At 65.2% G+C, this 12,663-nt stretch carries 11 protein-coding genes; 6 read left to right on the top strand and 5 right to left on the bottom strand.

All coding sequences use genetic code 11. The features are described 5' to 3' along the window. Positions 1-123 precede the first annotated feature (123 nt). From CHB87_RS16890 to CHB87_RS16875, 4 genes are all read right to left on the bottom strand, one after another. Positions 124-1,812 carry a M20/M25/M40 family metallo-hydrolase gene (locus CHB87_RS16890; RefSeq protein WP_089409601.1) on the bottom strand — a complete coding sequence of 563 codons (1,689 nt, stop codon included), beginning with the start codon at positions 1,810-1,812 and terminating at the stop codon, positions 124-126. Positions 1,813-1,873: 61 nt separating this feature from the next. Next, positions 1,874-3,382, bottom strand: coding sequence for an ABC transporter permease (locus CHB87_RS16885; RefSeq protein ID WP_089409600.1), 1,509 nt, complete (start codon positions 3,380-3,382; stop codon positions 1,874-1,876). 23 nt (positions 3,383-3,405) lie between these two features. After that, on the bottom strand, positions 3,406-4,710 hold the full coding sequence (locus tag CHB87_RS16880; RefSeq protein WP_176441822.1) for an ABC transporter permease: 1,305 nt from the start codon (positions 4,708-4,710) through the stop codon (positions 3,406-3,408). Positions 4,711-4,810: 100 nt separating this feature from the next. Continuing rightward, entirely contained in the window at positions 4,811-6,541 is a 1,731-nt protein-coding gene (locus CHB87_RS16875) for a M20/M25/M40 family metallo-hydrolase (RefSeq protein WP_089409598.1), read from the bottom strand. A 399-nt stretch (positions 6,542-6,940) separates the two neighbouring features. Here CHB87_RS16875 and CHB87_RS16870 point away from each other — a divergent pair, with 399 nt between their 5' ends. From CHB87_RS16870 to CHB87_RS16855, 4 genes are all read left to right on the top strand, one after another. Beyond that, the gene (locus CHB87_RS16870) at positions 6,941-7,807 is read left to right on the top strand and encodes a hypothetical protein (protein ID WP_142988397.1); all 867 of its coding nucleotides are present in this window, start codon (positions 6,941-6,943) and stop codon (positions 7,805-7,807) included. A 158-nt stretch (positions 7,808-7,965) separates the two neighbouring features. Beyond that, positions 7,966-8,319, top strand: a complete 354-nt coding sequence (locus CHB87_RS16865; protein WP_089409596.1) for a copper resistance protein CopC — start codon at positions 7,966-7,968, stop codon at positions 8,317-8,319. Between the two features lie 51 nt (positions 8,320-8,370). Continuing rightward, positions 8,371-9,213, top strand: a complete 843-nt coding sequence (locus tag CHB87_RS16860; RefSeq protein ID WP_089409595.1) for a CopD family protein — start codon at positions 8,371-8,373, stop codon at positions 9,211-9,213. A 205-nt stretch (positions 9,214-9,418) separates the two neighbouring features. After that, positions 9,419-10,315 (top strand): LysR family transcriptional regulator, encoded by an 897-nt coding sequence (locus CHB87_RS16855; RefSeq protein WP_089409594.1) that lies wholly within the window; start codon positions 9,419-9,421, stop codon positions 10,313-10,315. Positions 10,316-10,362: 47 nt separating this feature from the next. Here the strand turns inward: CHB87_RS16855 and CHB87_RS16850 are convergent, their stop codons facing one another. Next, complete coding sequence (locus CHB87_RS16850; protein ID WP_089409593.1) at positions 10,363-10,986, bottom strand: NAD(P)-dependent oxidoreductase; 624 nt, start codon at positions 10,984-10,986, stop codon at positions 10,363-10,365. A 104-nt stretch (positions 10,987-11,090) separates the two neighbouring features. On the opposite strand from CHB87_RS16850, the gene CHB87_RS16845 reads away from it, so the two are divergent. Beyond that, complete coding sequence (locus tag CHB87_RS16845; protein WP_089409592.1) at positions 11,091-12,008, top strand: GntR family transcriptional regulator; 918 nt, start codon at positions 11,091-11,093, stop codon at positions 12,006-12,008. Positions 12,009-12,231: 223 nt separating this feature from the next. Then, positions 12,232-12,633, top strand: a complete 402-nt coding sequence (locus CHB87_RS16840) for a hypothetical protein (RefSeq protein WP_089409591.1) — start codon at positions 12,232-12,234, stop codon at positions 12,631-12,633. Positions 12,634-12,663 lie beyond the last annotated feature (30 nt).

Raw genomic sequence — 12,663 nt, 5'->3', positions numbered from 1 at the left:
AGCATCCAACGAAAAGGCCGGAGCGTATGCTCCGGCCTTTCGCTTTTCCCGGCACACTCATGTGCGACCAGGCATGAAAGAGGCGGCTCCTCGAAGGAGCCGCCTCTTTTTCAAAGCCCCAAGCTACTTTGCGGGAGCCGTCTTAGGCGCGACGCCATGCGCGTAGTTGTAGAGGATCTCCGCCACCGACTTCTCCGCGCCGGCCAGGCCGTAGGTCTTGCCCGCGCCTTCGATGATGAAGTATTCGTTGGCCGCGTGCGCCCGGCCGCCCATGCCCAGGCCGCCGGCGGCGATCGGCATCTTCACATCGACCACGCGTTGTCCGACCTCGGCATTCGAGAAGAGATACGCGGGCCAGTAACCGCCCAGGATCGTCTCCTCCGCCGTCGTTGGGTCGTGGCTGATCTTGAAGTCGTCGAAGGTCGCAGCGACCGCCTTGGCGATGTCGTTGTCGTAGGCCATCTTCGCCCACGGCACGTCGCCGATCAGCTTCACGTCCACGTCCTTGTAGCCGTTCTTGTCGATCTGCGCGCGCAGCTTCTTCACGATGTCCGTGCCGCTCATGTTCGGGATGTAGCGGAAGTTGTGCTTCGACGTGATCTTGTTCGGCAGGATCGCGCCCGCGCCGCCGGCGTACATGTTGCCGCCCCAGATGCCGTCCAGATTGAAGCTGGTGCCGTAGCGCGACATCTTCAGGATGGTGAAGGGATCGTCCGAGATATAGCGGCCCACGCCGAGCGCGGCCGCAGCCTTGGTGGGGTTCATGTTGGCTGCCGCGCGCTTCAGTCTGTCGGTCTCGGTCGGGCTCAGCGGCTGCTGGTTTTCGAAGAAGCCGTCGATCTTCGGCGTGTTGCCGTCGTCCGAGACGAGCGAGCTGAGCATCTTGATGTGCCGCCACGCGACCGAGTCGACGGAACGCTTCCACGATCCATGAATGTCGGAGACGTTCGGGCCACGGCCCCAGCTCTTGCCGCTGGTCGTCAGCTCCACGTAGACGCAGCCCTCGCTGCCGCCCGAGATGCTGGCGCTGCCCGCGCCGCTCTGTCCGGCGAAGCGCAGCATCGCGTCCGCGCCCTTGAAGAGGTCGGCGTGATCCTTCATGAACTTGCGCAGGCCGATGTCCATGCGCTCTTCGTCGCCTTCGGCCACGAAGATGATGTTCACGGGCAGCTTGCCGTTCACGGCCTTGTACGACATCAGCGCCTCGAGCTGCGCGAGCTGCGGTCCCTTGGAGTTGGTCGCGCCGCGGCCGATCAGCACCTTCTTGAACGCGGGGTCGATGCCTGCCGTCGCGCCATCGACGATGCGACCTTCGAACGGCGGAGCCACCCAGTTGTCGGGCTGCGTGACGGGCATCGTGTCGTACATCCAGTAGAGGACGAGCGTCTTCGGCGCGCCCTCGTCGCACTTGCCATAGACGACCGGGTTGCCGGGCGAACCGTACTCGGTGATGCCCACGTCGTAGACGCGCGTCGTCTGGCAGCCCAGCTTGTCGAACATGCCCTTCACCATCTCGGCCGACTCGGGTATGCCTTCGCCGGAGTTCGAGATGCTGGGCTGCTGAATCCACTTCTGGAAGTCGACGACATGCTCGTCGATGTGGCCGTCGATGTAGTCGTAGACCTTCTTCAGTTCGGGCGGCGTGGTGGCGAGGTCGGGGGAGATGGTCTCGTCGCCGGTGGGGCGTATGTGCAGGGCGGGGGCCTTGCCGGTTGCGGCGGCGGGCGCGGTGGCGGGCTTCTCTTTACACGCGACGGTGAAGAGCGTGGCGGCGGTGATGCAGGCGATGGGCAGAGGATGAATGCGGCGCATGGTGGACTCCGTTGGTGCAGGATGCCTCACGCGAACGGGGCGAGAGGATAAACGGTAAGGGCTACTCATGCCGCATCGCCGCAATGGGCGTTACGCGCGACGCCTGCCGCGCGGGGTAGTAGCCGAAAAGAATGCCGATGGCCGCCGAGATGGTGAACGAGGCCGCGACGGAAGCCCAGGAGAGCTCGGTCGTCCAGCGCACGAGATGGCCCACCATGACGGATGCGCCCGCGCCCAGCGCGATGCCCAGCAGACCGCCGCCGATGCTGAGGATGACCGCCTCCATCAGGAACTGCTGCATCACCTCTCCTGCTTGTGCGCCGACCGAGCGGCGGATGCCGATCTCGCGGGTGCGTTCGGTCACCGAGAGCAGCATGATGTTCATGATGCCGATGCCGCCAACGACCAGCGACACCGCCGCGATCGAACCCAGCAGCATGGTCATGGTGCGGCTCGCGCGGTCGAGCGTCTTACTCAGTTGCGCCAGCGTCACGCGGTCGAGGCCTGCGGTATTGCTCACCATGGCGCGGGAAAAGTCGGTCCGCAGGCCGCCCTTGCCCATGGCCGCGTGCGCTTGTCCGGCGATGGTGAAATCCAGCGGCGAAGAGGCATCCAACCGATGCCGCATGCGCAGCACCCCGGTGATCACCTTGATCAGCCGCGTCACGTCGCCCGTCGACGCGGTCGAGACCGTGATGTTGTCGAGCGTCGGCTTCGCGAGCAGCTTCATCGCCGTGTGGACCGGCAGATACACCGCGTCGAATACCCCGTCACCGGGAGCGGCGGGCGTCATCCAGCTTCCGCTCGCGACGACGCCGACCACGCGGGCGTCCAGCCCCTTCACGTTCACCGTCTTGCCGACGGGATTCGTCTTGCCGAAGAGATGCTCGCTGGCGATCGAGCCCAGCACGACGACGGGCGCGGCCTGCGCGTCGTCGGCCGCAGTGAAGAATTTGCCATGCGAGAGCACCCATGCGCGGCGAATCTCCGGCAGCGTCGCCTGCTCGCCGCGAACGGCGGAGACCCAGGAGTCCGCGCCGAAGCCGATGCGCCCGTTGTCGTGCACGCCGGCCGAGACCGTCTGCACGCCTGCAAGCGCGGCGATGGCGGCTGCGTCCTCAAGCGTCAGCGTCTTCGCGCCGCCCTTTCCCTGCAGATTGTTTGGGCCGGCCTCGAGCTGCCGCGTGGGGTCGCCGAAGTGGATCTTCGGTGTTCCGTCGGGCTCAAGCTCCTGCATACGCCGCAGCGTGGGGCGCGTGTCGCCGCTGCGCAGCACGCCGTCTTGCAAGGCTTTGCGGTCGGTGGGGTTCCAGGCGGCGGGCGCTTCGGGAGCTTCGCCGATGCTGGTCCATTGCTGCGCGGCCTTGTAGTTGCCCGCGGTGACGACGATGACGTTCATCCCCGCCGCCTTCACCTGGCCGGCGATCGACCGCTGCGCGCCGCTGCCGACCGCGACCATGGCCAGCACGGTGCCGACGCCGATGGTCATGCCGAGGACGGTCAGCCCGGTCTGCAGCGTGTTTCGCCTGAGCGCGGTGAGGGCGATGGCGTAGCTGGTTCGTACGGACAAACAGACCTCCTTCGTCGAAGCTCCTACTCAAATCGCAGAGCGTCGATGGGGTTGAGCCGCGATGCGCGGCGGGCGGGGTAGAAGCCGAAGAAGACGCCGGTCGCCGCAGCCACGCCGAAGCTGAGCGCGACCGCTCCGGCCGAGACCGTCGCCGGCCATTCGAGCACGTAGGTGATGACGAGCGACGCCGCGAAACCGAGCACGATGCCGCAGACGCCGCCGGCAACGCCGAGCGTCAGCGCCTCCACGAGAAACTGCGAGAGCACGTCGCGCGAGCGTGCGCCGAGCGCGCGGCGGATGCCGATCTCGCGGGTGCGCTCGGTCACCGACACCAGCATGATATTCATGATGCCGATGCCGCCGACGATCAGCGAGATGGTCGCGATGGCCGCGAGCAGCGCCGTCATGGTCTGGCCCGCGCGGCTCAGCGTGCCGGACATCTCTTCGAGGTTGGTCTGGTCCATCTGGGGCATGTTGGCCGCGATGAAGGCCGCGACGGAGCTGGTCAGGCCCTTCGAGAGCGCCTCGACCGCCTGCGTGCGGACGGTGAAGTCGTCGGGCGTGCCGCCTTCGAGATGATGCCGCTGACGGAGCATTGGCCCAAGCTGTTGCGCGACGGCGGAGGAGTCGCCGGCGCGCTCGCTGGTGAGGGTGATCTGCGTCAGGCCGGGCGAGCCGGTGAGCTTCTGCAGCGTGGTGTAGGGGACGACGGCCATGCTGGCCTGGTCCTCGTCACCCGAGCTGAAACAGCCCTTCACGGTGAAGACCGCTCCCTTGATGACGACCTGTTTGCCTACGGGATCCTCGCCGGGAAAGAGCTGGTCGCGGAGGTTCGAGCCGAGGATGACGACCTGCTCCTGGTCCTTGACGGCGGAGCTTTTGAAGAAGCGCCCCTTCTCAAGTTCCCAGTCGAACATCTTTTCGTAGCCCGCGTCGACGCCCATGACGGCGGTGAACTGGCGGTCGGGATCGGGCTGTGTCGTGTGCTCGACCCAGGTGCGTACGCGCAGCACGGGGGAGACGTGGTCGACGCCCTTGAGCTTGTGGATGGCCTCGGCGTCGGCGGGGACGAGGGTCGAGGCGAAGCCCAGCCCGGCCGGTGTGCGGGCCTCGATGTCCTGGTTGGCGAAGTTGCCGGCGCGCACGTAGATCAGCGTGGTGCCGGAGGCGCGCACCTCGCCGGATACGCTCTCCTCGGCGCCCGTGCCGAGGGCGAACATGGTCAGCACGGCGGCGACGCCGATCGTCATACCGAGCAGAGCGAGGCCGGTGCGCAGGCGATTCCTGCGCAGGGCCGCGAGGGCGATCTTGAGGCTCTTACCCAGCATCTGGTTCGCTCCGAGTGAGAAAATAACAGACACCAAGCTGCGACGCGGGCACGTCCGGTAAGGAACGTGCCCGCGTTTGCTGTCGGTTATGTGGGTCGGTTTACTTGGCGGTGGTCTTCGGCTTCGGGGTGGTGGTGGTGGTCTGCGCGTACTCCCAGAGCGAGGCGACGACCAGCTTCTCGGCGCCGGCCATACCCTGCTGCCAGTTCGCGCCCTCGACGACCCAGTACTCGTTCGCCGCGTGAGCACGTCCGCCCGCGCCGCCACGTGCGCCCATACCCATCGGGATGGAGACCGTGCCGACCTTCTGGCCGACCGGACCATCGCTGAACAGGTAGCTCGGCCAGTAACCGCCGGTGGGGTTGTCGTCCGTCACGTTGACGCCGAGCGGCTTGATGCGGCCGTCCTTCTCGTAGTGATCGGCGTTCGAGGCGAACATGTCCTGACCCGGACCGGCAAGACCGAGCATGGCGGCAGCCTTGCGGTGCGCGACCGAGATGTCGGCGTCGGGCGAGGAGCCCTTCGACCACGGCACGTCGCCGACGAGCTTCATCTCGACGTCCTTGTAGCCGTTCGCGTCGAGCTGCTCGCGCAGCTTCTTCACGATGTTCATGCCGTCCATGTTCGGAACGTAGCGGAAGTTGTGCTTCGAGGTGATCTTGTTCGGCAGGATGGCGCCGGCGCCGCCAGCGTACATGTTGCCGCCCCAGATACCGTCGAGGTTGAAGCTGTCGCCGAAGCGGCCGTCATACGCAACCTTGTAGGGATCGTCGGTCTTGTAACGGGCCAGGCCGGTGTTCTCGGCCATCTTCTTCAGGTCCATGTGCTCGGCGCGCTTCTTGAGTTCGGCGACCTGCTCGGGCGTCGGCTCCTGCTTGCCGTCCTCCCAGCCCTTGATCTTCGGCGTGTTGCCATCGTCGGAGATGAGCTTGGAGAGCATGGTGATGTGGCGCCAGGCCGGGCTATCCGCCGTGCGCTTGTTCACGCCGTGGATGTCGGAGACCGTGGGACCGCGGCCCCAGGACTTGCCGGAGGTGGTCAGCTCGACGTAGACGCAGCCTTCGGACGGGCCGCCGGCGTAGAGCGCGTCGGCCTCGGCCAGCAGGTCGGAGTGCTGCTTGATGAACTGGCGCAGACCGATGTCCATGCGCTCTTCGTCCATCTCGCCGACGAGGATGAGGTTGACGGGCAGCTTGCCGTTCACGGCCTTGTAGGCCATCAGGGCGTTGAGCTGCGTCATCACAGGGCCCTTGGAGTTCGAAGCGCCGCGACCGACCAGAACGCGCGGATACTGCGGCACGCCGTTCTCCTTGCCGGTGACGATGCGCGCTTCAAACGGCGGCGAGACCCAGTTGTCCGGCTGCGTGACGGGCATGGTGTCGAGCTGCCACCAGAACGCGACCGTCTTGGGCGCGCCTTCGTCGCACTTGCCGTAGACGATGGGGTTGCCGGGGGTGCCGTACTCGGTGATGCCGGGATCGTAGACCTTGGTGGTCTGGCAGCCCAGCTTGTCCATGAAGCCCTTGACCATCTCGGCCGACTCCGGAATGCCTTCGCCGGAGTTCGAGATCGACGGCTGCTGGATCCACTTCTGCAGGTTCTGGACGTGATCGTCGATGTGCTGATCGATGTAGTCGAACACCTTCGTGACCTCCGGCGGCGCGCCGTTCAGCTTGGGCGCAACCCCATCGGTTCCATTCGGATTGATGTGGGCGAAGTTGTACTGCGGTGCTTTGGAGGCGGACGATTCCGCGGGCTTGTCGCTCTTGCAACCGAGCGGAAGCAGGGCGATGCCGGCAAGAATGGCGGTGGCTGTCAGGCGTGACTGCATACTGTAGGTCCTTTCGAGACGTCTGAAGATGATCCTGGGTGGAGCACATTCCCTTGCAGGAGGGCGCTATCGAGGGGCGGCTCGGACCATCCAAACGATGGCCGTGAACTCAACCCTTGCGAGGACACGTCGACAGGGACGCGAAGCCCGGAAGCGGCGGCATACGGCTGCGGCCCCCCGGATACAGATTTGCAAAGTGAAGCTAGCGTAGCACTCCGGCGCGATGTGCGAAAGCACAATATGCGGCTTTTTCGTTCGGCAGGCTGCGGGAGCTTGCAAGCAAAGGCGGCCATAGGCAACTCCTATCCGCGTCATGCGCCGGTCGCCCGCATCCTGTTCGTTTCCCGGCAACGCTTCTATGCTGAAATTCATCGGCTCGTTCCGCCGTTTGGAGGTCGTGTGAAGTCTTTTCCGGTTCTGCCGCGTCTCGGTTGTCGTCTTGCAGGGGCTTTGTTTGCCGCGACTCTGGTCGTGGGCGCGAACGTTCAGGCGCAGGTTCAAACCCCGCAGGCAGTGTGGGCCTTCCAGGGACAGAAGCCCCAGGCCGACGGCCACCTGACCGTCACGCCGGTCCCCGGCAAGCCGCTGACCGAAAAGCTCGACTTCTGGATGACGCTGCCGGGCAAGCCCGCGCCGGTGAAGAGCTACCAGACCGAGATGACGAAGAAGCTGCACATGATCATCGTCTCGAACGACTTCAAGACCTTCCTGCACCTGCACCCGGTGCTTGGCCCGACCGGCCACCTCGTGCTGACCCAGACCTTTCCGGCCAAGGGAACGTACCAGGTCTACACCGACGCGCTGCCCGGCTCGCTGAATCACCAGGTCTACCGCTTCGAGGTCGATATCGACGGCAAGACGCCCGGCGTCCGCAATCTGCCGTCGAGCGGCATGGGCACGCAGGTGGGACCGTATGAGGTCGACCTGAGCACCACCCGCCTGCGCGCCGGACAGGCCAGCATGATCGACATTGTCATCCAGAAGGACGGCAAGCCCGCGACCGACCTGCACCCGTATCTCGGCGCGCCGGCCCACGCCGTCTTTCTCGACGCGAACGACCTTTCCTACGTGCACGCGCACCCCATGGGCATGGACCAGATGATGGACATGAGCAAGCCCATGCCCGACATGCCGGAGAACGGACCTTCGCCCAACGACATGATGCTGCACCTCGCGCTGCAGAAGCCCGGCACGTATAAGCTCTGGCTGCAGTTCCGCGGGGGCAAGGATCTTTACGTCGCCGAATTCACGATTACGGCGATCTAAACCCACAGTAAAGTTGTCATCCTGAGCGAAGCGCAGCGGAGTCGAAGGACCTGCTTTTCGGGTGGCGGGTAAGCTCACCAGTAGTCCCAAAAAGCAGGTCCTTCGCTGCGCTCAGGATGACAACCCTCTTACCAGTCTTCGAACAAGGAGTTACAACGATGCTGAAGCGCCCCGCACTCGTTCTCTCAACCGTCCTGTTCGCCGCGCTGCCTGCCTTCGCGCACTCGCGTCCGAAGGTCATGGTTCCGGCGGCGAACTCGACCGTCGCCGCTCCGTCCGAGGTCTCGGTCGTCTTCACCGAGGCGCTGGAGCCGAAGTTCAGCTCGCTGGCTCTGACCGACGCCGCCGGCAAAACGCTGAGCACCGAGCACTCGAAGGCCGACCCGGCCGATCCGAAGCATTTGACGCTCGCCCTGCCCACGCTCGCGCCCGGCACCTACTTCGTACACTGGGTTTCGACCGCGCCGGACGGCCACAAGATGGACGGCGACTACTCCTTCTCGGTCAAGTAGCAGGAGGCCGTTCTGGACCAGCTTCTGCTGCCGCGCATTCTCGCGGCCATCGTGGTGGACGCGAGCCTCGCCCTGATCTGCGGGCTTTTGCTGGCGCTGCTCTGGCTGCGCGGCGGTTTCCTCTCTGCGAATCGGCTGCGTCTGCCGGCGATCCTGCTCTTCCTGGCGGTTGCGGCGCAGCTTCTTCTCATGGTCATGACCATGTCCGGCGCGAGCGCGCCCCATGCCGTGATGGCGGCCATGCCGGACGTGCTCTCCACCCACGCCGGGCGGCTGACTGAGTACATCCTGATCGCGACCTCCCTGCTGGCCGGCTGGACGCTGCTGCCGCTCACGTCCAAAGTGAAGGCCGCCGGTTCGGCGCTGCTGCTCGCCGTGGTCATCCTGCTGCGCTCGGCCACCGGCCATGCGGCGGTCGATGGCGACTGGAGCCTCGCGGAACTGCTGCAGGCGCTGCATCTCTCCGCCATGGCGCTTTGGAGCGGCGGCGTCCTCGTCTCCGGGCTGCTGGTTCTTCCGCGCCTGGTTCGGGCGAACGCTGGCGTCGCACTGCCAACTCCGCGCAAATATGTTGCATCGCTTTCGACCGTCAGCACCTGGGCGGTGGCGGTCGTCGCGCTGTCGGGCGTGGTGAAGGCGTGGCGGCAGGTTGGCGGCGATCTACACCTGCTGCGCGGCGCCGGATGGGCCTGGATTCTCTACGCGAAGGTCGCCTGCGTCACATTGGCGGTCCTGCTCGGAGGCCTGAATCGACTGGGGTTGAGAACGCCGGACGACTGGCCGGAGGCGGCGAAGACGCGCGCCGCGAGGCTGCTGCGGGCCGAAGCCTGGGCGATGGTCGCGGTGCTGATTCTCTCGGCGTGGCTCGCCAATATGCCGCCTCCGGGCGAGTGATGCGCCAATCGACGCGACTGACTATCAAGTCATTTATCTGGTTTATATGCACATAAGTTCTGCGAAGCGCATGGAATGCGTTTGGCATTGAACCTCCGCGCATGCTACTGTCGTCTCACCGGACGTAGTAATCAAACTTTGCGCCGACTCTGTTCCCGCCCGACACCGTAGTCACGGGTTCCTTCGACGATGGACGAGTGGATACATGGATTTCGATCATCTCAAGACGTTCCTCGAGGTCTCTCGGCAGAAGAGCTTTTCTCGCGCCGCGGAGAAGCTGCTGGTGACTCAACCCTCTATCTCGGCGCAGATTCGCTCGCTCGAGGCCTCGCTCGGTCATCGCCTGCTCGAACGCGGCGGCGGCAAGGTGACGCTGACGGCGGCGGGCCGCGTCTTCGAGCCGTTTGCGGAGGAGTCGCTCTCGCGGCTCAACCACATTCTGCTGACCATCGGCGACCTCGAACGCTCGCCGCGCGGCACGCTCACGGTCAGCGCGAACGACTCGACGGCGCTGTACGTACTGCCCATATTTTTCAGCAAGTTCAAGCGTCAGTACTCACGCGTGGCGCTGAACATCGTGCGCGCAGAGCGGACGAAGACGATCGAGTCGGTGCTGAACCGCGAGGTCGACTTCGGCGTCGTCTCGCTGCCGGTGCGCGACAGCCGCCTGCACGTCGAGACGATCCATAAGGACGAGCTGGTGCTGGTCGTCCCGGCGAAGCATCCGTTGGCGGCCGAAAGCTCGGTGACGCTCGAAAAGCTCGCTCGCTACAGCCTGCTGGTGCCGTCGCAGGGCCGGCGCCGCGAGCATCTGGACAACCTCTTCGCCGAGCGCAAGCTGACGCCGAAGATCGGCATGGAACTCGACTCGAACGAGCTGATGAAGCGGCTGATCCTGGCCGAGATCGGCATCGGCTTCCTGCCGCGCATCAACGTGCTGGCGGAGCTGCGCGCAGAACAGGTGAAGGCCCTGACCATCGAAGGCGTCGAGCTGCCTCGCGACCTGGGGCTGATCTCGCACAAGCACCGCGCGCTCAGCCGGGCGGGGAATGTCTTCTTCACCGTCGCCACGGGGCTGGTGCGGCCGAATCCGGACGAGTAAAGATCATGAAAACGCCCTCCGCGATCGCTTGCGGAGGGCGCCTTGGTTCAGTAGCCGATCGTGAAGCGCTCCCGACGATGCTGCGGCTTTTCGAGTTCATCGACCAGCGCGATCGCGTAGTCCTCGAGCGAGATGCGGCTGTTGCCCTGGGCGTCGGCAACGAGCTGGTCCTTACCCAGGCGGAACTTGCCGGTGCGCTCGCCGGGCTCGAAGAAGGCGGCGGGGCTGAAGTAGGTCCAGTCGATGGACGACGTCTTCAGCAGGTCGAGCACCTTCGAGTGCGAGGTCGCGATGGCGACCCAGGGCGCCGGCAGGTGACCGGAGGCGAGCAGCGTCACGCCCGGCGCGACCTCGAGCGAAGCGGCGCCGCCCACCACGATCAGCCGCGCATGGCCGGCCTTTGCAATCGCCGCGATCTGGCGCTCCGTCACGCCCAGCACCTGGTCGGTGTCGTCCGCCGGCGGCGCGTAGGCGCTGACGACGGCGTCCGCGCCGGCGATGGTCGCGGCGATCCGGTCGACATCCGAAAGGTCGTCCTGTTTGGCCGGGACGCCGGCGGGCAGCTTCGAAGGATCGCGTGCGACGGCGGTGACGTGGTGGCCGCGCGCTTGCAGCTCCTTCAGGATGCGCTGACCGGTCTTACCGGTTGCGCCGTAGAGGGTGACATTCATGTGCGAAGCTCCTTGAAATCTTTCGTGCGTCTCAAAAGTAGATGCGATTGCCCACGCATTGGACGCGCAACGCAACTCGCTGAAAACGCGATAGAGTGGCGGATATGCGCCTTTGGTTTTCGTCCAGCAGCGAGGTTCCGATCTACCGTCAGCTCGCCACGCAGGTGGAGCTGGCGATCCTCTCGGGCGACCTGAAGCCGGGCGACCGGCTGCCAAGCACGCGCGAGCTGGCGCGGCGGTTTGCGCTACACCCGAACACGATCAGCGCGGGCTACCGGCAGCTCGAGCGGGACGGATGGACGGAAAATCGACACGGAAGCGGCGTCTACGTCCGGGCCAATGCCGATGCGCCCAGCACGCCGGAGCAGATCCTCGACCAGCACATTGCGGGATTTTTTCGGGTTGTGCGCGAGCTGAACCTGCCTGCCGCCGCCGTGCGGGCGCGGGTGGCCCGGTGGCTGGAGGCTCCGCCGCCCGACCATCTGCTGCTGATCGATCCCGACCCGGAGATGCGGCGGATTCTTCTGCACGAGATTCGCCAGGCGACGGCCTTTCCCGTCGCCGAGGCCTCGTTCGAAGATTGCAAAGACCGCAGGATTCTCGCCGGGGCGATCCCGCTCTGCCGCCCCAGCAAGACCGCGCAGGTGCGCGCGCTGCTGCCGCCGGGCGTCGAGCTGACGACGCTGGCGATCCGCTCCGCGCAGAGCTGGCTGACGCCCTGGATGCCGGCGCCGAAGGGACATCTACTGGCGGTCGTCTCGCACTGGCCGGAGTTTCTGGAGATCGCGCGCACGATGCTGATCGCGGCGGGCATTCCGGCGGACGTGCTGATCTTCCGCAACGCCCGCCAGCCCCGGTGGACGCGCGGCCTCGAACAGGCGACGGCGATTCTGTGCGACTCGTACACCGCGTCCGTGCCGAGCCTGCCGCGGCGCCCGCACCTGATTCTGTTTCCGCTGCTGGCGGACTCGTCGAAGGCCGAACTGGCGCGGTATAGCGTCGCGGATACGCCGCTACTGTAAGAGTCGTGTCTTGTTAAGGGCACGGCTTCAGCCGTGCCACAGTCGCCGCATTTGCATTACGGCTTTAGCCGCTGAGGTACGCCCTTCGTTCCTGGGCAGCCCGGACAGAAGCCGTACCCCAGCGGCTGAAGCCGATCCGTGGCCGAACGGGGCGGCATGGCTGAAGCCATGCCCTTAACAGATCGAGTGTTGCTGATCTATCAGCGCCTGATACGTTGTATCCATGACGATGGAAGAGTTGTCGAACCGCCTGCCGAACGGTCTCCATGACGCTTACTTGCTTGGCCTGAATGTCGATTACACCAAGTGCGAACTTCGCTTGGAATTGAAGCTGGATGTTTCGGCTTACCCGCAAGGAAACCCTGATTACAGCGTTGGCACGGTTCTAATCCGAGGCCTGCGATATCTAGTCATCGACGGTCCTCCTCCGATCGCCCCTGGAGATACCAGCAAGCTCAGCTATATCGACGGTATTGAAACGCGTCCCTGGCAGATCGACAGCAGCCATCTCCCACCTGTCGGGGATGCCGTCTTTCGCTATTCCATCTTCATGGGCGACTGGAACTCCTACATGCACTTCGCGGGCGAATCCGCCGAAATCGAACCTGGCGACCTCCTCCTGTGACACTCAAGAAACTGTCCCACACGCCCTGAA

This window comes from Granulicella rosea (assembly GCF_900188085.1).
GTDB lineage: Bacteria > Acidobacteriota > Terriglobia > Terriglobales > Acidobacteriaceae > Edaphobacter > Edaphobacter rosea.
This window is presented reverse-complemented; position numbering and strand designations above follow the sequence as displayed.